This window comes from Streptomyces sp. NBC_00028 (genome assembly GCF_045041065.1).
In the GTDB taxonomy this organism is placed as follows: domain Bacteria; phylum Actinomycetota; class Actinomycetes; order Streptomycetales; family Streptomycetaceae; genus Streptomyces.
Map to the genome: position 1 here is coordinate 3,723,729 of NZ_CP108293.1, position 19,038 is coordinate 3,742,766.

Consider the following 19,038-nt stretch of genomic DNA (forward strand, 5'->3'; position numbering starts at 1 on the left):
CTCACGACTCGCGGCGCCCTCACGACGCCCCGTGCCCCAACGGCTCGCGGCAGCCTCGCGGCTTCCAGTACGCGCACGGCCCTCACCTCAGCTTCGGGTCGAGGGCGTCGCGGACCGCGTCGCCGAGCATGATGAACGCGAGGACGGTGAGGGCGAGGGCGCCGGCGGGCCAGAGGAGCATGTGGGGGGCCTGGCGGATGTAGGCGGAGGCCGCGGAGATGTCGATGCCCCAGCTGACGGTCGGCGGCTTCAGGCCCACGCCGAGGTAGGAGAGCGTCGCCTCCAGCGCGATGTACGTGCCGAGCGCGATGGTCGCGACCACGATCACCGGGGCCACCGCGTTCGGCGCGATGTGGCGGAGCAGCTGGCGGGAGTGGGACGCGCCCAGCGCCTTCGCGGCCTGGACGTAGTCGTTCTGCTTCGCCGTGATGACCGAGCCCCTCGCGATGCGGGAGATCTGCGGCCAGCCCAGCAGCACCATGAAGCCGATCACCGGCCAGACCGTGTTGCTGGTGACCACGGACAGCAGGACCAGGCCGCCCAGGACCACGGGGATCGCGAAGAACACGTCGGTGATGCGGGACAGGATCGAGTCCCAGAAGCCGCCGAAGAAGCCGGCCAGGCCGCCGAGGACCGAGCCCAGGATCGCGACCCCGAGCGTGGCGCAGACGCCGACCGTGACGGACGTACGGGCGCCGTAGACGGTACGGGTGTAGACGTCGCAGCCCTGGCCGTCGAAGCCGAAGGGATGGCCTGGCTGGGAGCCTTCCTGGGCCTTGGCCAGGTCGCACTTGAGCGGGTTGCCGGAGGCGATCAGCGACGGCCAGAGGGAGATGACGACCAGGAAGAGGATGACCAGGCCCGAGATGATGAAGACCGGGTTGCGGCGCAGGTCCCGCCAGGCGTCCGACCAGAGCGAGCGGGGCTTGCCCTGGGGGCCGCCCGACGGGCCGGGCCCCTTCTCCAGCGTGGTCGCCTCGCTGACCGCGAGGTCCATGGCCCCGCCCATGCCGGTCCCGGCGATCGCGCCCTCGGGCTCCTGGGGTTCAGGCATAGCGGATCCTCGGGTCGAGTACGGCGTACAGGAGGTCGACGAGCAGGTTGGCGACCAGGAAGACCAGCACGAGGACGGTGACGAAGCCGACCACCGTCTGGGTGTTCTGGCGCAGGATGCCCTGGTAGAGCTGGTAGCCGACGCCGTGGATGTTGAAGATGCGCTCGGTGACGATCGCGCCGCCCATCAGGGCGCCGATGTCGGTGCCGATGAAGGTGATGACCGGGATGAGGGAGTTGCGCAGGAGGTGGCGGATGACGACCCGCCGTCTCGGCAGCCCCTTCGCCACCGCCGTACGGACGTAGTCGCTGCGGCGGTTCTCCGCGATCGACGTACGGGTCAGCCGGGTCACGTAGGCCAGCGACACCGACGCCAGCACCAGGCCCGGCACGATCAGTTCGCTGAACGTGGCGTCCGTGGACACCGACGGTTTGATCCAGCCCCACTCGACGCCGAGGAGGAGCTGGAGCAGCAGGCCGGTGACGAAGGTCGGGACCGAGATCACGACGAGCGTCAGCATCAGGACCGAGGTGTCGACGGGCTTGCCGCGGCGCAGGCCCGTGACGACACCCAGGGTGATGCCGATGACGATCTCGAAGAGGATCGCGACGATCGTCAGGCGGATCGTGACGGGGAACGCCGTCGCCATCAGCTCGGTGACCTTCTGCCCGTTGAACGCGGTGCCGAAGTCGCCGGTGAAGACGTTCCCCATGTAGGTCAGGTACTGCTGCCAGACCGGCTTGTCGAGGCCGAACTCCTTCTTCAGCTGGGCGGCGGTGGCGGCGTCGCACTGCCGGTCGCCGCACAGGCCCGCGATGGGGTCGCCCATCACGTTGACCATGAGGAAGATGAGGAGCGTGGCGCCGATGAACACCGGGATCATCTGGAGCAGACGCCGGACGACGTAGCGTCCCATGGCGGGTCAGCTGACCTTGATCTCGTTGTAGACCGGGACGCTGAACGGGTTGAGCTTGACGTTGGAGAGCCGCTCCGAGTAGCCGGCGCTGCCGTTCTGGTACCAGAGCGGGATCGCGCCCATGTTGTCCCGCAGCACCTTCTCGGCGTCCTGGAACTTCGAGACGGCCTTGGCGGTGTCGGTCTCGGCGTTGGCCTCGTCGACGAGCTTGTCGAAGTCCTTGTTGGACCACTTGCCGTCGTTGGAGGAGGCGTTGGTGTAGTAGAGCGGCTGGAGGAAGTTCTGGATGAGCGGGTAGTCCATCTGCCAGCCGGCCCGGAAGGGACCGCTCATCTTCTTCGCGGTGATCTGGTTGCGGTAGTCGGCGAAGGTGCCGACCGGGTTGCCGACGCAGGCCTTGTCGTTGTCGAGCGCGTTGTTGATCGAGTTGCAGACCGCGTCGACCCACTGCTTGTGCGAGCCCGTGTCCGCGTTGTACGTGATCTTGACCTGGCCGCCGGGGAGGCCGCCGCCCTCCTCGATCAGCTTCTTCGCCGCGGCGGCGTCGTATTCACAGGCGTCCCCGCACAGACCTTCCTTGAAGCCGCCGGCCTCGCCGAGGACCGGGGAGGTCCAGTCGCTGGCCGGGGTGCGGGTGTCGTTGAAGATGGTCTTGGTGATCTGGTCCCGGTTGATCGCCCGGGACAGTCCGGTGCGGACCTTCTCCATGCCCGCCTTGTTCCACTTCTTGTCGTAGAACGGGAAGGCGAGGGTCTGGATGATGCCGGCCGGGGTGTTGAGGTAGCGGTCGCCCAGGTCGGCCTGGACGTTCTTGAGCTGGGCGGCGGGGACGTCGTCGACGAGGTCGAGGTTGCCGGCCATGAGGTCGGTGTAGGCGGTGTTGTTGTCGGTGTAGACCTTGAGGGTCACGCCGCCGTTCTGCGCCTTGTCCTCGCCGGGGTAGCCGTCCCACTTCTTCAGGCTCATCTGCGAGCCCTTGGTGTACGACGCGATGGTGTACGGGCCGTTGCCGACCGGCTTCTTCAGCCAGCCGTCGTGGTCGGTGAAGAAGGCCTGCGGGAGCGGGGCGTAGGCCGGGTAGCCGAGCGTGTCGGGGAAGGTCGAGAACTTCTGGTTGAGCTTGACCGTGAAGGTCAGGTCGCCGGTGACCTTCAGACCGGAGAGCGTCTGCGCGGTCTGCTTGCTGCCGTCCTCGGGGTGGACCTTGTCGTAGCCGTCGATGTACCCGAAGAAGTACGCGTTCTTCTGGTTGTTCTTGAGGCTGGCCCCGTAGTTCCAGGCGTCGACGAAGGACTTGGCGGTGACCTTCTCGCCGTTGGAGAAGGTCCAGCCGTTCTTGACGGTGACGGTGAAGTTCTGCGAGTCGCTCGTGTCGATCTTGTCGGCGAGCATGTCCTCGGCCTTGCCGGTCTCCGGGTTGTACCTCTTCAGGGACCGGAAGATCATGTCGAGCACCTTGCCGCCCTGCACCTCGTTGGTGTTGGCCGGCTCCAACGGGTTCTGCGGGTCGCCCCAGGAGGCGCTGAGCGTCGCGCTGCTGTCGCCACTGCCGCCGCCGCTGTCGCTGTCCCCACCTCCGCAGGCCGTCGCCGCGAGGGCTACCGCCGCCGCGCATGCGGCCCACTTGGCGTGCGTGGCTCCACGCATGGAGTGCCTCCTGATTGACTGCGCTGATCCGTTACCGGCAAATATCGACGTAAATCAGGCAAACCGCACACGTATTGAGCCCTTTAGGGGAACGGGTGGAGACCTCCCGGGAAGGTCCGACCTCTCCGTCAGTGGATCTTGCGTGTAGGACGCAATGGATCTTCACGTTCCGATACAGAACCGTTGGATTGCGACCCGCCTATGTACGGATTTCGACACGCCACAGTCCGCATATCGAACTCATTGCCCGATTAGGGCAGTTGGCCCGATGTAAAACACGGATCGATCACGAGGCGCTACACGCGTAGCTACAGATTGGTCAAGTCCAGGCAAAGAAAGTAAAGAGAAACCCAAGTCGACCGAGAATTTATTGACCTTGAATGAATTGCGTTGAAAAAGTCCGGCGTAGCCCGTAGGGGAGTGCCCTGCGGAGTCATCAGACCCTCCCTTGGGCCAGGAGCACCATGACCCCCCCAACTCCATCGGCGGCTGCCCCGCTTGAGGTGACCGAAGAGAGCGCCGAGAAGTCGATCACTTCTCCCTCTCCGAAGGCCAACGAAAGCCGCTCACCCGGGCAGCTCGCCTGGCGCCGGTTCAAGCGTGACCGTACGGGCGTCATATCGGCGTACATCGTGATCTTCTTCTTCACGATCGCCGTCGCCGCTCCGCTCATAGCCAAGCTGTACGGGAAGAACCCGTACGACCAGTACGGCCAGGACGCGCCGATCGGCACGCTGCTGAACGACGCCGGCTACCCCATCAAACCCAACGGCGGTATCGACGCGAACTTCTGGTTCGGCATCGAGCCGGCCATGGGACGCGACGTGTTCACGTTCCTGCTCTACGGCATCCGGACCTCGCTGATGATCGCCACGATCACCACGGTCCTGGTCACGGTCCTCGGTGTGATCGTCGGCGTCTCCGCCGGCTACCTGGGCGGAAAGACGGACTATCTCGTCAGCCGGGTCATCGACATCGTGCTGTCGTTCCCCTCCACCCTGTTCTTCATCGCCTTCACGCCCGTCGTGTACGGCCTCTTCTGGGCCGCCGACGAGGAGATCCCCGCCTGGGGACGCGGCGTCTGCCTGGTCGTGCTGCTCACGGCCTTCGGCTGGGCCTCCATCGCCCGCCTGCTGCGCGGTCAGGTGCTGGCCCTGCGTGAGCGCGAGTTCGTCGAGGCCGCCAAGGTGACCGGAGCCTCCCCCGGCCGGATCATCTTCAAGGAACTGCTGCCCAACCTGTGGACTCCGATCCTCATCCAGTCCACCCTCGCCCTCCCGGCGTTCGTGACCGCGGAGGCGGGCCTCGCCTTCCTCGGCGTCGGCATCCAGGACCCGACCCCGGACTGGGGCGTGATGATCCAGCGTGGAGCGCAGTACTACACGGACGACATCACCTTCATGATCTTCCCGGGCGTCTCGATGATCATCTTCGTCCTGGCGTTCAACCTTCTCGGCGACTCGGTCCGCGACGCACTCGACCCGAAGTCCAAGCGCTGAGTTCCCCGGCCCGGACACAGTCGTCCACCGGCCGTCAGCGGCAGCACGTCTCTCTCATCCATCACGTCTAGGCAGGTAGCCATGTCCTTTTCCCGCAGAAACTTCCTGATCGCCACCGGTGTGGCGGCGGGTGCCAGCACCGTCCTGAGCGCCTGCAGCAGCGGCGACGCCGGTGGTTCGAGCAGCAAGACCCCGTCGGTCGAGAAGGGCAAGGCCGCCGAGATCGCCGTCGGCACCGCCACCGACTCCAAGGGCCCCGCCCCGGAGATGCCGGGCGCGCGCAAGGGCGGCACGATCTACACGCTCGACCAGATCGACTTCGACCACCTGGACCCGGCGCAGATCTACTCCTCGTACACGGGCGCCGGTTCGGTCCTGTTCCTGCGTGGTCTGACCGGCTACCGCGTCGACTCCAAGGGCAACACCACCCTGGTCGGCGACCTCGCCACCGACGCCGGCACCGTCAAGGACGGCGGCAAGACCTGGTCCTTCACGCTGAAGGACGGCATCAAGTGGGAGGACGGCAAGGCCGTCACCATCGACGACGTCCGTCACACCTTCGAGCGCCTCTTCGCCGACTTCGTCACCGAGGGCCCCCGCTACCCGCAGAACTGGCTCGAGGGCGCCGACAAGTACAAGGGCCCCTACGACGGCAAGCACCTCTCCTCCATCGAGACGGACGGCAACACCGTCACCTTCCGTCTGAAGGAGGCGCACGCCGACTTCCCGTTCATGCTCGCCATGCGCGGCTACTCGATCGTGCCCAAGGCCAAGGACACGAAGAAGAAGTACGACCAGCGTCCGTTCTCCTGCGGTCCGTACAAGATCGAGTCCCGCAGCATCGACAAGTCCCTGACCCTGGTGCGCAACGAGAACTGGGACGCCAGCCTCGACCCGTGCCGCAACGGTTACCCGGACAAGATCGTCATGCAGTTCGGCTTCCAGGGCCTGGCCTCCACGGACCGCTACATCGCCGACTCGGGCAACGACCAGTACGCGCTGTCCCTGCTGAACGAGGTCGCCTCCGAGCGCATCACCAAGGTGCTCGGCGACGCCACGCTCAAGCAGCGGGTGCTGACCCAGGTCGACACGACCTGCTACTACTTCCCGATCAACATGACGCGCATCAAGGACGTCAAGGTCCGTCAGGCGATCAACTGGGCGTGGCCGGCGCAGCAGCTGAAGCAGCAGCGTGGTGGCTCGCAGGTCACCGCGACCGCGACCACGATCATCTCCCCGCTGACCCCGGGTCACGAGGACTTCGACCTGTACGGCAAGAAGACCAAGCCGACCGGTGACCCGGAGAAGGCCAAGGCGCTGCTGAAGGAAGCCGGCAAGGAGGGCCAGAAGCTGGTCATCGCCTTCCAGCAGTCCGACAAGGCCGTCAAGGAAGCCGTCACCATCAAGAACGCCCTCACCAAGGCGGGCTTCGACGTGGTGACCAAGCAGGTCGACAAGACCACCTTCTACTCCGAGATCGGTCAGCTGGACAACGGCTTCGACCTGTTCGCCGCGGGCTGGGGCCCGGACTGGCCGGCCGGTTACGCCGTCATCCAGCCCTGCTGGGACGGCAGCCAGATCGCCGACGGTGGCGTCAACTGGTCGCAGCTGAACGACACCAGCGTCAACAAGGCGATCGCCGCCGCCACCACGATCACCGACGCGGACAAGGCCAACGCGGCCTGGGGCGCGATCGACAAGCAGATCATGACGCTCGCCGCCTGCGTCCCCGACTACAACCCGATCCGTAACTACTTCTACGGTTCGAAGGTCGGCGGCGTGGTCTACAACGCCGGTGACACCTGCGTCGCCATCGGCAAGGTCTTCGCGAAGGCCTGACGCTTTCCCGGGGCGGCGGTCCGACCGACCGCCGCCCCGGCCCCGTCCAAGCCCGCTCCCCACACCCCGGCGACGGCGCCCCGTCCGGAAAGTCTCACCCCATGTTCCGTTTCCTGGTCCGCCGAGTGCTCGGCGCACTCGTGATTCTGCTGATCATCAGCGCCGTCACCTTCTTCCTCTTCTACGCCATCCCGCGTGACCCGGCACGGATGGCCTGCGGCAAGGTCTGTGACGACCAACTGCTCGCACAGGTACGGCAGAACCTCGGGATCGCCGACCCGATGCCGGTGCAGTACTGGCACTGGCTCCAGGCCATCTTCGTGGGCCGGGACTACGTGGGCGTCGGGCACTGCGACGCGCCCTGCTTCGGCTACTCGTTCAGCAACAACGTGAACGTGTTCGACACGATCATGGAGCGGCTGCCCACCACCATCTCGCTCGCCATCGGCGGCGCCTTCTTCTTCCTGATCATCGGTGTGGGCACCGGCATGCTGGCCGCACTCAAGCAGGGCAAGTTCCTCGACAAGGCCGCGAGCTCGTTCTCGCTCATCGGCTCGTCGATGCAGATCTACTTCGTCGGCTACATCGCGATGTTCCTCCTGGTGACCCAGCTCCACCTGCTGGACCAGCCCTCGTACACGCCGTTCACCGACAACCCCGGCGCCTGGGCCTCCGGCCTGCTGCTGCCGTGGCTGGTGCTGTCGATCATCTTCACGGCCAACTACACGCGTATGACCCGCTCGCAGCTCGTGGAACAGCTCAGCGAGGACTACGTGCGCACGGCCCGGGCGAAGGGCCTGTCCCGCAGCTCCGTCTTCTTCCGCTTCGCCTGGCGCGGTGCGATGGGCCCGATCGTGACGATCTTCGGCATCGACATGGGCACCCTGGTCGGCGGCGCGATCATCACCGAGTCGGTCTTCAGCATCCAGGGCCTCGGCACCCTGGCCGTCCGCTCGGTCGACGACAGCGACCTGCCCATGCTGCTCGGCGTCACCATGATCGCGGCGGCCGGCATCGTCTTCGCCAACATCATCGTGGACGCCGTCTACGCCCTCATCGACCCGCGCATCCGGCTCGCCTGATCCGGTCCCCCTCCAGCTACCCCCCGGCATGACCCCCAGGAGCGTCCCCGTGACGAGCACCGATCAGCAGGCCTTCCTCTCCGTCAGGGACCTGAAAGTCCACTTCTCCACCGAGGACGGCGTCGTCAAGGCCGTCGACGGTCTCTCGTTCGACCTCGAAAAGGGCAAGACCCTCGGCATCGTGGGCGAGTCCGGCTCAGGCAAGTCCGTCACCAACCTGACGATCCTCGGCCTGCACGACCGGCACCGCACCGCCGTCGACGGCGAGATCCTGCTCGACGGCAAGGAGCTGACCACGGCTCGCGAGTCCGAGCTGGAGAAGCTGCGCGGCAACAAGATGGCGATGATCTTCCAGGACGCCCTGGCCTCGCTGTCGCCGTACCACACCATCGGCAAGCAGATCGGTGAGACGTACCGCAAGCACACCGGTGCCTCCAGGGCGGAGGCCCGCAAGCGGGCGATCGAGATGCTGCGGCGTGTCGGCATCCCCCAGCCGGACATGCGGGTGGACGACTATCCGCACCAGTTCTCCGGCGGTATGCGCCAGCGCGCGATGATCGCCATGGCCCTGGTCTGCGACCCCGAGCTGCTGATCGCCGACGAGCCGACCACCGCGCTCGACGTGACGGTCCAGGCCCAGATCATGGACCTGCTCAAGGACCTCCAGCAGGAGTTCGGCACCGCGATCATCTTCATCACCCACGACCTCGGTGTCATCGCCGACATCGCGGACGACGTGCTGGTGATGTACGGCGGCCGGTGTGTGGAGCGGGGTACGAAGGAGGAGGTGCTGCGCACGCCGCAGCACCCCTACACGGTCGGCCTGCTGAGCTCCATGCCGAGCCTGGACGGTCCGGTGGACGTGCCGCTGTCGCCGATCCCCGGTTCGCCGCCCTCGCTGCTGAACCCCCCGTCCGGCTGCCGCTTCCACCCGCGCTGCTCCTTCGCCGAGAAGGTCCCGGGCGGGCGATGCTCCACCGAGCGCCCGCTGCTGAAGGTCGAGGACGGCCGGGGTTCCGCCTGCCACCTCACGCTGGACCAGCGCCAGGAATTCTTCGCCGACCTCGCCGCGACCCGGCACTGACGTAACCGAGACGGGACTTGACCATCATGAGCAACACCAAACCCCTCCTGGACGTCACCGGTCTGACGAAGCACTTCCCGGTCAAGGGCGGCTTCCCGATCCGCCGTACGGTCGGCGCGGTGCAGGCCGTCGACGGCCTCGACTTCCAGGTCAACGAGGGCGAGGCCCTCGGCCTGGTGGGCGAGTCGGGCTGCGGCAAGTCCACGACGGGCCGCCTCATCACGCGCCTCCTGGAACCCACCGGCGGCAAGATCTCCTACCGCGGGCAGGACATCACGCACGCGGGCCGCAAGGCGCTGGCGCCGATCCGCTCCGAGATCCAGATGATTTTCCAGGACCCGTACGCCTCGCTGAACCCGCGGCAGACGGTCGGCAAGATCATCGCGGGCCCGATGGAGATCAACGACATCAACCCGGCGGGCGGTCGCGAGAAGCGCGTCCGTGAGCTGCTGGAGATCGTCGGCCTCAACCCCGAGCACTACAACCGCTTCCCGCACGAGTTCTCCGGCGGTCAGCGTCAGCGCATCGGTGTGGCCCGCGCGCTGGCCCTGGAGCCGAAGCTGATCGTGGCGGACGAGCCGGTCTCGGCCCTCGACGTCTCCATCCAGGCGCAGGTGGTGAACCTGCTCCAGAAGGTCCAGCAGGAGCTGGGCATCGCGTTCGTCTTCATCGCCCACGACCTCGCCGTCGTACGCCACTTCTCGCAGCGCGTGGCCGTGATGTACCTCGGCAAGATCGTCGAGATCGCCGACCGCGACGACCTGTACGACAACCCGCGCCACCCCTACACCCGGGCCCTGCTGTCCGCGGTGCCGGAGGCGACGGTGGACGAGACGCCGGCCCGCGAGCGCATCCGCCTCCAGGGCGACGTCCCCTCCCCGCTGAACCCGCCGTCGGGCTGCCGCTTCCGCACCCGCTGCTGGAAGGCGACGGAGAAGTGCGCGACCGAGGCGCCCCCGCTGGTCCAGGTCGAGGGCAACAAGCCGGGCCACCTGACGGCGTGCCACTACCCGGAGACGGAGGGAACCATTCCGGCCCCGCGTCTCTCCAAGGACCCCCAGGCGGCGAGCTGACACACCCCTTTCCGTCAGCCGTCTCCTTCAGGGAACGGACTCTCAAGGCCCATTGACCCGAGCCCGAGATCGTCCGCTTCCAGGGGAAAACAAAGGCCCGCACCCACCCAGGCGCGGGCCTTTGTGCTGCCGAGAGTGAGGTCGACGTCGTCCGCCGTCCGCACTCCCCCGAAGCTCACACCCCGGTCGTCCCGTCCACCAGTTCGCGGACGATGTCCAGGTGGCCGTTGTGGCGGGACGTTTCCTCGATGAGGTGGAGGAGGACCCAGCGGAGGTCGGGGTGACGGCCGTCGCGGATGGGGCGCTTCGACGGGGTGTCGAGGTCGTGGGAGGTGACCAGCTCGCGGTAGCGGGCGGACTGTTCCTCGTAGTCGCGCAGGACGTCCGCGAGGGGCATGTCGACGGCGATGCGCATCTCGCGGTCGGGGTCCTCGTCGGTCCAGGGGCCGTTCTCCTCCTCGCCGAGGAAGACGACCTGGAACCACCAGTACTCCACCCAGCGGAGGTGGTTGACCAGGCCGGCCAGGGTCATGAGCGGCGAGTCCGGGAGCGGCGCCTTCACCGCGTTCTCCGCGGAGACGTCCTCGCACTTGGCCACGGCGGTGGCCCGGGCGTAGTCGAGGAAGGTGGTGAGCTGGGTGCGTTCGTCCCAGGCGGCGGGGGTGTCAGTTCTTGTCATCGGGTGGGATCATGCCCGCCCGGCACCACCGTGTCGAACCTTTTAGCGAGCGTCCGCGGCGACCAGCTCCACCTCGAACCCGTCCGCGTTCTCCAGATACGCCGCGTAGTGTCCCGGCCCGCCGGCGAACGGGTGCCGGTCGGGGAAGAGCAGGGTCCAGCCGTGGGCGGGGGCCGACGTCACCAGCTCGTCGAGCGTCGCGCGATCCCGTACGTGGAACGCGAGGTGGTTCAGGCCGGGGCGCAGCCGGTCGTGGCGGTCGCCCGTCAGCGCCGGGGACTGTTCCAGGACGACGTACGTCTCCCCCGTGTGCCAGCTGCGGCCCGCCGGCCAGTCCTGGTACGGCTCCCAGCCCAGCCGCTCGAACAGCCAGCCCCAGGACGTCACCGCCCGCTCCAGATCCGGTACCCACAGCTCGACGTGGTGCAGCAACTCCCGCTCCCTCCAGGGTCGTGGAGGCCTGATCCTGTCACGCCGTTCAGTAGGGTGTGGCACACTGCCGCGATGGTCGATCGCTCGTTCGCGGATCTCTCGCTCGCCGCGCTGTACGACTCCCTCAACCCCTGGGGCCCGTGCGACGACTTCTACGTCGGTCTCATGCGGGGCGCCGCCACCGTCCTCGACGTCGGCTGCGGCACCGGACGGCTGCTCGCCCGGGCCCGGGCCACGGGGCATCACGGGCGGCTGGTGGGGGTCGATCCGGCCGCCGCCATGCTGGTCCAGGCGCGGCGCCGGGAACCGGGCGTGGAGTGGGTGCTCGGCGATCTGCGATCGCGGGTCTGGCACGGGGAGTTCGACCTCGTCGTGATGACCGGGCACGCCTTCCAGACGCTCGTCGCCGACGAGGACGTACGGCAGACCCTGCGCGCCGTCCGGGACGCGCTGCGCGCCGGAGGGCGGTTCGTGTTCGAGACCCGCAACCCGGCCGCCCGGGCGTGGGAGGGCTGGGGCCCCGAGCACATCCGCGAGTGCGCCGACGCCGAGGGATCGGTCGCCTGGATGTGGCAGCAGGTCACCCGCCCCGTCCTCGGCGACCGGGTCACCTTCACCGAGACCTACGAGGGCGCCCACTGGGACCGTCCCCGGATCAGCACGACCACGCTCCGCTTCCTCGACGGGCACGGCATCGAGCGGTTCCTGGCCGAGGCGGGCCTGACGGTGACGGAGCAGTACGGGGACTGGGGGCGGGGGCCGCTGACCGCCGCGAGCCCCGAGATCATCACCGTCGCCGGACACCGCTGACGCCCCTGCGCCGGCCCACCGCCCGGGCGGCCGTGCGGGATCCGTGCGGAAGCCGAACAGCGGCCCGGCACAGTGGTGGTCTCAGTGGTTCCGGATACGGGGGACGCCATGGACGTACAGCTGCTCGGATGCGTGGAGGCACGCGTCCGCACCGGCGAAAGGGTGCCGCTCCCGCACGGCACAAAGCTCCTGCTGGCTGCCCTGGCCTGGACTCCGGGCACCTTCGTGGCCGACGAGGTACTGGCGGAGCGTGTGTGGTCCGAGCGGCTGCCCCAGCATCCGCGCGAGGCGCTCTACATCCAGGCCACGCGGCTGCGCAAGGCGCTGGGTGGCGCCGGCCGGGCGGGCGAGGCCTTCGAACTGTCCCGCAGACGCGGCGGATACGTCCTCGTCATCGACGAACGGAGCGTGGACACCGTGCGGTTCCGCACGCTGGTACGGCAGGCCCGGCTCAGCGCCCGGGACGGCGGCACCGAGCGCGCGCTCGACCTGTACGCCCAGGCCCTGGAACTGTGGCGCGGCGAACCGCTGTCCGATGTGCCCACTCCCTGGGCGGAGACGGCACGGGTGGCGCTGCGGCGCGAGCACCGGGAGGCTCTGGTCGGCAGCGCCGAACTCGGTCTGCGGTCCGGGCGGGTCGAGGAGAGCCTGCGGCGGCTGAGCCGGCTGGCGGACATGCATCCCTTCGACGAGAAGGTCACCGGTCTGCTCATGCTCGCTCTCCACCAGGCCGGCCGGCAGGCGGACGCGCTGGACTGCTTCCACCTGCTGCGCCTGCGGATGACCGACCTGCTGGGCTGCGAGCCGGGTCCCGAACTGCGTGCCCTGCACGGGCGGATCCTGGCCCGGGACCCGGATCTGCTCCCGGCCGCCGTCCACACGGCGGCACCGCGCTGACCTCCCCCTCGCCCCGGACAGCCCCCGGTCCACGCCACACTCCGCTCTCATCCGTCGTCGCCGGGCTCGGTGAAGTGCTCGGTCAGATACAGGTCGAGCCGGGACTCCGCGTCCATCGGCAGCTCACGGTGCGGGGCCGCCGGCCGGGGCCGTACCTGGCCGGGGGGTGGTCCGTGCAGCGCCGTGCGGGCGTGTTGCGGGGTGCCGGTCGCGTCGAACAGGGCGGCGGCCCGCGCCCGCGCCGCCGTGGCCGACTCCGGGTCGCCCTGTGCCTCCTGAGCGGCGGCCAGGGCCAGCACGGCGCGGGCGTGGATCAGTCGCTGGCCTGAGTCCCGGGCCAGCGCGACCGCCTCCTCGGCCGCGTCCAGCGCTCCGGCCGGGTCGCCGTTCTCCCGCCGGATCACGGCGGCGGCCACCTGGACCCGGGGAAGCGTGAGCGGGCTGCCGTCGGCGGCCAGGCGTGCGGCGCGCTCCAGGTGGTCAAGGGCCACGCCGGGGAGGCCGGCCGCGCGGGCGACGGCCGCGCGTTCCACGAGGATCTCGACGTGGCCCGCGCGATGCCCGGTGCGTTCGGCGATCTCGAAGGCGGCATCCAGGTGGCCGGCCGCCTCGTCCGCCCACCCGGCCCGTAGGTTCAGTGCCGCCAGCCCCACCAGGGAGTCGACCTGGCAGTTGCGGTTCTCCGCCCGCAGCGAGACGGCGAGCGCGTCCTCGTAGACCGGCAGCGCGCGTTCGTCCTGGCCCGCGTCGGCCCGTACCCGGCCCAGGGTCTCCAGGGCGACCGCCTCGGCGTAGGTGGACCCGGAGTCACGGCAGACCAGGAACGAGGTGCGCAGCGCGGCCTCCGCCTCGGCGAACCGGGCCTGTTTCTGCCGGGTCAGGGCGAGGTTGACCAGGGCCATCGCCCGGTGGTGGTGTGCGGTGCCGCCGATCAGGGCGAGCGCGGCGGTGGCCGCCTCCTCGGCCGCGTCGGTCCGGCCCAGGGCCAGGTTCAGCGAGGCCGTGTTGATCAGCATGATCTCCTCGCTCTTGACGTCTCCCAGGGCGCGGTACAGGGCGAGGGCGCGCCGGTAGCAGGGCAGGGCCCGCAGCGGTTCGCCCAGCAGCTTCAGGGTGACGGCCCGGCCCTGGAGGGCCACGGCCTCGCCGTGGGTCCAGTCGGCCCTGCGCGCCCGTTCCTCCGCCTGCTCGTACTCGGTGAGGGCGCCGCGCAGGTCCCCGTTGCGCCAGCGGGCGTGGCCCACCGACACATACATCGCGACCTGGCCGCGCAGGTCTCCGTCGCGTTCGGCGGCGGCCCGGGCCAGCAGGGCCAGCCGCATCCAGTCGGCGAGCGGGCGCCGGTGGTGGAAGAGGTCCTGAAGGGCGTCGACCAGTCCCCACGCGAACCGGGCGGGGCCGTGCTCGGCGGCATGGCCGATGGCCGCCGCGATGTCGTCCCACTCGGCGTCGAACCAGTCGTACGCCTCCTCCGTCGTGCGGAACTCCCGCGGCAGCGAGCCGTCGACGGCGTCGGGGCGGTCCCGCATGAGGTACAGCCCCGCCGTCCTGGCCGCGTTGACGACGCTCTGCACATAGTGGTCGAGGACCCGCTCGACGCCCGCGGCGCGTTCGGCGGCCGTGTCCTCGGCGGCCGTGCGGTCGCGGGCGTACTCGTGTACGAGGTCGTGCCAGGAGGTGCGGCCGTGCCCGGCGTCGTGCAGCAGGTGCACGCGCTGGGCCAGTCGCAGCAGGTCGCTCGCCGCGGCCTCGTCGGTGTGCGCGGCCGCGGCGGCCGCACGGAGCGAGCGGCCGGTGCCGGGGACCAGGCCCAGCTGCCGGAAGACGCGTCGGGCGCCGTCCGGGAGGGCGCCGTACGACAGGTCGAGGGCGGCGCGTACGGCGATGCTCTCCTCGCCCTCGACATGCAGCCGGGCGAGCCGGCCGCGGTCGGCGAGGTCGCGGACGTAGGTCCGGATGCTGCCGGGTCTGCCGCCGATCCATGATCCGGCCACGCACAGGGCGAGCGGCAGCCGGTCGCAGAGCTCGACCAGTTCTGCGGCGGCCTCCGGATCGGCGTCGACGGCCTCGGCGCCGACCACGGAGCTGATCAGCTCCAGGGCACCGGTGGGGTCCAGGACGTCGCACGCCACCCGGTACGCGCCGTCCAGGGTGACCAGTCCGCTGAGCTTGTCACGGCTGGTCACGAGGGTCAGCGACCCGGGGGACGCGGGCCGCAGCAGCCGTACGGTCGCGGGGTCCGCCGCGTCGTCCAGGACGACGAGGACCCGGCGGTCCGCCAGCAGGGTCCGGTACAGGGCGGTCTGCGCCTCGGTGCCCAGCGGGATGTCCCGCGGGCCGCAGCCCAGTCCCTGCAACAGCAGGGGCAACGCCTCCTCGGGGCCCATGGGTTCGGCGTCGTCGAAACCCCGCAGGTCCAAAAAGAGCTGTCCGTCGGGGAAGCGGTCGGCGACCTGGTGGGCCCAGCGCAGGGCCAGGGCACTCTTGCCGACGCCGGCCGGGCCGACGAGCAGGGCGAGCGGTTCGGCACTGTGCAGACCGGAGTCCAGGCGCCGCAGTTCGGCGTCGCGGCCGACGAAGCGCCGGGGCGGGGGCGGGAGCTGGCGTGGCACCCGGCGCGCGGACCGTTTTGGGGTGGCGGGCGCGGGCGGGCGGCGTATGGGTGGCGCGGTTGGCGGAGGGCTGCCGGCCAGCAGCCGTCGGTGCAGGGTCCGCAGGTCGTCCGAGGGCTCCAGGGCGAGCTCGTCGACCATGCGGCGGCGCAGCTCGGCGTACACCTGGAGGGCCTCGGCGGGCCGTCCGTCCGCCTGGAGGGCACGCATCAGCAGGGCGTGCGGGTGTTCGCGCAGGGGGTGGGCGGTGGTGAGGCGCAGGAGTTCGGCGACGGCCTGCCGGTGCCGGCCGGTCTCCAGGTCCGCCTCGGCCGCGCTCTCCCGGGCCGCGAGGTGCAGTTCGCCGAGCCGTCGCCGTTCCGCTTCCCGGACGGCCGCTTCCGGGAGGTCGGACAGCGGCTCGCCCCGCCACAGGCCGAGGGCCCGCTCGGCGTGGTGTCGCACGGTGTCCCAGTCGCCGTCCGCCGCGGCGCGCGAACCGTCCTCGACCAGCTGCTCGAAGGTGAGCAGGTCGAGTTCGCCGGGGCGGGCGTGCATGACGTAGCCGGGCCGGCGGGTGGTCAGCAGGCTGGGGCCGAGCGGGCCGAGGACCCGTCGGACCTCCGCGACGAGGGCGCGCACGCGTGCGGCGCCCGCTCCGGGTGGGCGGCTGTCCCACAGGAAGTCGATCAGCCGGTCGACGGAGACCACGTGGTTGGCGTGGAGCAGAAGCGCGGTGCACAGCGCGCGTTGCCGTCCGGTGAGTGCGGCGGGCTGCCCTTCGATCTCGACTTCCAGGGGGCCGAGCACACGAAAGCAAAGCCGGGGGGTGAGCATTCACAGAACGTAATCCAGGGCTGACGGGCAAGCAACGCCCGCCCGGCTCACAGGAATTGGCGTGCGGCGCGCACAGCCGCGCGCACCCGCGGCCCGTGCCGGCGCCACCACAACCGTGCCCACAGCAGCTGGAGTCCCGTCAGAAGCAGCAGTGTGACCAGGGAGTCGAGCCGCAGCAGCGGGCCGGTGTCGGTCAGCAGGCGGTGGCCGGAGCGGGCCAGCAGCGGCCAGGTGACGTCCAGCAGCAGGCGCAGCCCCACGAAGACACAGCCGATCGAGCCCGCCACCGCGCCCGCCGCGTACGCCTTCAGCATCCGCCGCTCGGCGGGGCGCCGCCCGGCCAGCGGGTCGCGGCTCGCCCGGCCAAGGAGCCGGGCCCCGAGGTGGCGCAGCCAGGCGCCGGCGTCGCCGTAGAGGTTGCGGCACCCGGTCAGGTCCTGGGCGACGAAGTACAGGTCGGTGCGCATGAAGACCAGGCACTGGTTGGCGAAGGAGGTGACCAGGGTCATCGCGACGACCGGCAGCAGGGGCGAGTCGGCACCGGCCGCGAGGGCGAGCAGACAGCCGCCCCAGACGGCGCCGTCCACGGCGAGCCCGGACAGATACACGGTGAGCCGCGCACGGCGGCCCTTGAGCCAGATCCCGGACACCTCGGTCTGCGCCACCAGGAACTGAAGCCGGGTGCCCAGCCGCACCCGCCCGGCCACTCCGGCGGCCCGCGCGGTCACCAGGTGCGCCAGTTCGTGCAGGCCGATCAGACACCAGGCGGCGAGCGACTGCACGAGGAGGTTGACGGTGCCGAGCCGCGCCCACACCAGGTCGTCCCAGGAGGGCAGGCCGCTCCCCCGCACCATGACGGCCACGAGCCCGGCCACGGGGACGGCGAGGACGGCGGCGTGGAGAGCGGGAGCGAGCACCCAGCGGACGTGGCGTTGCCGCAGTCGCGGCAGGGAGACCGGGACCGGCACGGTCTCGAAGCGCCGGGCCCCGATCGCGGCGACCAGACCGGCGGTCGCCAGCGATTCGGCGAACGCCTCGACATCGAGGTCACGGCCGGTGTCCTGGCGCAGCGTGCCGCGGGCCTGGCCGACGGTGCGTCCCTCGGCGAGCAGCCGGAGCGCGGCCATGCCGATCTCGGGGAGGGCGACGACCTGCTCGTTGCCCTGCCGGCCGACGATCCACTCGTCCCGGTCCTGGCGTACCTCCAGCGGGTGCAGGACGACCGTGGGGTCGGGCTCCGGGGGCGCGGCGGCCGTCACGTCCCGCACAGCGGGCAGTCGGGCCGGGCCGGGTGCCGTACGAAGACATGCTGGTCGGGCGCGATCAGGTTCACCCCGCGCACATAGCCGGGCGGGGTGGCGCCGATGCCGGTGAGCAGGGTGACGACCTCGTGGGCGATGAGCTGCCCGGAGATACCGGCGGCCGGGGCCAGGGCGCCGGCGGTGCCCAGGTGCGGGGTCCACCCGGGTTTGAGCTTGGCCTCCTCGCCCGCGCCGACACACTCGAAGCAGGGGCCTTCGGGTGCGTACACCCCGACCGTCGCCAGGGGGCCGCTGTAGCCGGCGGACACCCACGGCACACCCAGGGAGGCGCAGACCCGGTTCGTCATCTTCCGGATGAGGTCGCCGCGGGGCTCGTCGGCGCACAGGACGAAGACGTCCCGGTCCCGCACGAGTTCGGTGAGCGCTGCCTCGGTGTCGGCGCGCAGGGTCTCGTGGGTGTAGCGGCCCGAGGAGTTCACGGCCGCGAGCCGGCGGGCCGCGACCTCCGCCTTGGGGCGGCCGAGGTCGGCCTCGGTGTAGAGGACCTGCCGACTGAGGTTGGACTCCTCGACCACGTCGGGGTCCACCAGGTGCAGGGTGCCCACGCCCACGGCGGCCAGCGCCCACGCGGCGTGGCTGCCCGAGCCGCCCACGCCCAGCACGGTCACGCGGGCCTGTTTGAGGCGCAGTTGGGAGGACCAGGCGTCGACGCCGGGGCGCAGGTCGATGTACCGGAAGTAGGTGTGGTTCCTGCTGTAACGCTCGCGCTCGCGGTCGGTGAGGCCGTCCGGAGGAGTGACGGCGGCGTCCTCGACATAGCCGGTGTCCAGCAGTTCGGCGAGCAGCTTGCGGGCGCCTTCGGGGCCCAGCGCGGGGTAGCTGTCCGCGAGGGCGCGTTCGATCCGGTCCGGCGGTGTGGTGCCGTCGAGCAGGGTGAGCGCGTCCCAGACCCAGCCGTGCGGATCGGCGATCTCCGCCGCGACTCCGTAGACCCCGCCGCCGAGCCGGAGGGTTCCGTCGTCGAAGCGGTGCGGGGTGTGCTCCGCCTTGATCCGGGGCAGCTGCACGATCGTCTCCTTCGAAGAACGACCCCGGCGGCGGTTCGGGGCCGCCGCCGGGGTCTGCCGTTGTCAGGTGTCGATCTGCTTGTTCTGGATCGTCTCGATCTTGTCCAGCAGCCGGACCTCGATGAACTCGGGCTGCTGCGGCGCCTCGGAGGTGCCGGGCGTGCCCTGGTCACCGAAGGTCTCGGCGTGCGTGGTGTGTTCCACGGTGCTCTCCCTTTCCGATGGATCGGATGCGGCGGGCGGCCGTCCAACAACGACCGTCCCGCGCC

General features: G+C 70.0%; 16 protein-coding genes. 7 read left to right on the top strand and 9 right to left on the bottom strand.

Translation table 11 applies throughout. The features are described 5' to 3' along the window. Nucleotides 1–82: 82 nt before the first annotated feature. The 3 genes from OG885_RS16340 to OG885_RS16350 are packed head-to-tail and all read right to left on the bottom strand — an operon-like array spanning nt 83 to nt 3,617. Nucleotides 83–1,054, bottom strand: coding sequence for an ABC transporter permease (locus tag OG885_RS16340; protein ID WP_399948648.1), 972 nt, complete (start codon nt 1,052–1,054; stop codon nt 83–85). Then, nucleotides 1,047–1,970, bottom strand: coding sequence for an ABC transporter permease (locus OG885_RS16345; protein ID WP_405731626.1), 924 nt, complete (start codon nt 1,968–1,970; stop codon nt 1,047–1,049). The genes OG885_RS16340 and OG885_RS16345 overlap by 8 nt, the downstream gene beginning before the upstream one ends. Nucleotides 1,971–1,976: 6 nt before the next feature. Then, a complete protein-coding gene (locus OG885_RS16350; protein WP_405731629.1) occupies nt 1,977–3,617 on the bottom strand; it encodes an ABC transporter substrate-binding protein in 1,641 nt (546 codons plus the stop codon). 503 nt (nt 3,618–4,120) lie between these two features. On the opposite strand from OG885_RS16350, the gene OG885_RS16355 reads away from it, so the two are divergent. The 5 genes from OG885_RS16355 (at nt 4,121) to OG885_RS16375 (ending at nt 10,194) form a co-directional block, all read left to right on the top strand. Further along, nucleotides 4,121–5,116: an ABC transporter permease gene (locus tag OG885_RS16355; RefSeq protein WP_399948654.1), complete on the top strand. Its 996-nt coding sequence runs from the start codon at nt 4,121–4,123 to the stop codon at nt 5,114–5,116. A gap of 81 nt (nt 5,117–5,197) precedes the next feature. Further along, a complete protein-coding gene (locus tag OG885_RS16360; RefSeq protein WP_405731632.1) occupies nt 5,198–6,955 on the top strand; it encodes an ABC transporter substrate-binding protein in 1,758 nt (585 codons plus the stop codon). 101 nt (nt 6,956–7,056) lie between these two features. After that, entirely contained in the window at nt 7,057–8,037 is a 981-nt protein-coding gene (locus tag OG885_RS16365; protein ID WP_405731635.1) for an ABC transporter permease, read from the top strand. 49 nt (nt 8,038–8,086) lie between these two features. Beyond that, on the top strand, nt 8,087–9,121 hold the full coding sequence (locus OG885_RS16370; RefSeq protein WP_405731638.1) for an ABC transporter ATP-binding protein: 1,035 nt from the start codon (nt 8,087–8,089) through the stop codon (nt 9,119–9,121). Nucleotides 9,122–9,147: 26 nt separating this feature from the next. Continuing rightward, a complete protein-coding gene (locus tag OG885_RS16375; protein ID WP_405731641.1) occupies nt 9,148–10,194 on the top strand; it encodes an ABC transporter ATP-binding protein in 1,047 nt (348 codons plus the stop codon). Between the two features lie 175 nt (nt 10,195–10,369). On the opposite strand, the gene OG885_RS16380 is transcribed toward OG885_RS16375, so the two are convergent. Together OG885_RS16380 and OG885_RS16385 are read right to left on the bottom strand one after the other, a co-directional pair. Continuing rightward, nucleotides 10,370–10,873, bottom strand: coding sequence for a DinB family protein (locus OG885_RS16380; RefSeq protein WP_405731644.1), 504 nt, complete (start codon nt 10,871–10,873; stop codon nt 10,370–10,372). A 42-nt stretch (nt 10,874–10,915) separates the two neighbouring features. Next, on the bottom strand, nt 10,916–11,305 hold the full coding sequence (locus tag OG885_RS16385; protein WP_405731647.1) for a VOC family protein: 390 nt from the start codon (nt 11,303–11,305) through the stop codon (nt 10,916–10,918). Nucleotides 11,306–11,377: 72 nt separating this feature from the next. On the opposite strand from OG885_RS16385, the gene OG885_RS16390 reads away from it, so the two are divergent. Together OG885_RS16390 and OG885_RS16395 are read left to right on the top strand one after the other, a co-directional pair. Continuing rightward, nucleotides 11,378–12,115 (top strand): class I SAM-dependent methyltransferase, encoded by a 738-nt coding sequence (locus OG885_RS16390; RefSeq protein ID WP_405731650.1) that lies wholly within the window; start codon nt 11,378–11,380, stop codon nt 12,113–12,115. 108 nt (nt 12,116–12,223) lie between these two features. Then, nucleotides 12,224–13,012, top strand: a complete 789-nt coding sequence (locus tag OG885_RS16395) for a BTAD domain-containing putative transcriptional regulator (protein WP_405731653.1) — start codon at nt 12,224–12,226, stop codon at nt 13,010–13,012. 47 nt (nt 13,013–13,059) lie between these two features. On the opposite strand, the gene OG885_RS16400 is transcribed toward OG885_RS16395, so the two are convergent. From OG885_RS16400 to OG885_RS16415, 4 genes are all read right to left on the bottom strand, one after another. Continuing rightward, the gene (locus OG885_RS16400; RefSeq protein WP_405731656.1) at nt 13,060–16,440 is read right to left on the bottom strand and encodes an AfsR/SARP family transcriptional regulator; all 3,381 of its coding nucleotides are present in this window, start codon (nt 16,438–16,440) and stop codon (nt 13,060–13,062) included. Nucleotides 16,441–16,487: 47 nt separating this feature from the next. Next, the gene (locus OG885_RS16405) at nt 16,488–17,708 is read right to left on the bottom strand and encodes a hypothetical protein (RefSeq protein WP_405731659.1); all 1,221 of its coding nucleotides are present in this window, start codon (nt 17,706–17,708) and stop codon (nt 16,488–16,490) included. Next, complete coding sequence (locus tag OG885_RS16410) at nt 17,696–18,769, bottom strand: HesA/MoeB/ThiF family protein (protein ID WP_405731662.1); 1,074 nt, start codon at nt 18,767–18,769, stop codon at nt 17,696–17,698. Before OG885_RS16410 ends, OG885_RS16405 begins: the two co-directional genes overlap by 13 nt. Before the next feature lie 63 nt (nt 18,770–18,832). Beyond that, nucleotides 18,833–18,973, bottom strand: a complete 141-nt coding sequence (locus OG885_RS16415) for a hypothetical protein (protein ID WP_405731665.1) — start codon at nt 18,971–18,973, stop codon at nt 18,833–18,835. Nucleotides 18,974–19,038: the final 65 nt, after the last annotated feature.

Bases quoted from the DNA above. Each gene is read 5' to 3' on its own strand.
- OG885_RS16375 (WP_405731641.1), top strand. From the start codon at position 9,148: ATGAGCAACACCAAACCCCTCCTGGACGTCACCGGTCTGACGAAGCAC.
- OG885_RS16345 (WP_405731626.1), bottom strand. From the start codon at position 1,970: ATGGGACGCTACGTCGTCCGGCGTCTGCTCCAGATGATCCCGGTGTTC.
- OG885_RS16390 (WP_405731650.1), top strand. From the start codon at position 11,378: ATGGTCGATCGCTCGTTCGCGGATCTCTCGCTCGCCGCGCTGTACGAC.
- OG885_RS16380 (WP_405731644.1), bottom strand. From the start codon at position 10,873: ATGACAAGAACTGACACCCCCGCCGCCTGGGACGAACGCACCCAGCTC.
- OG885_RS16360 (WP_405731632.1), top strand. From the start codon at position 5,198: ATGTCCTTTTCCCGCAGAAACTTCCTGATCGCCACCGGTGTGGCGGCG.
- OG885_RS16400 (WP_405731656.1), bottom strand. From the start codon at position 16,440: ATGCTCACCCCCCGGCTTTGCTTTCGTGTGCTCGGCCCCCTGGAAGTC.
- OG885_RS16350 (WP_405731629.1), bottom strand. From the start codon at position 3,617: ATGCGTGGAGCCACGCACGCCAAGTGGGCCGCATGCGCGGCGGCGGTA.
- OG885_RS16340 (WP_399948648.1), bottom strand. From the start codon at position 1,054: ATGCCTGAACCCCAGGAGCCCGAGGGCGCGATCGCCGGGACCGGCATG.
- OG885_RS16365 (WP_405731635.1), top strand. From the start codon at position 7,057: ATGTTCCGTTTCCTGGTCCGCCGAGTGCTCGGCGCACTCGTGATTCTG.
- OG885_RS16395 (WP_405731653.1), top strand. From the start codon at position 12,224: ATGGACGTACAGCTGCTCGGATGCGTGGAGGCACGCGTCCGCACCGGC.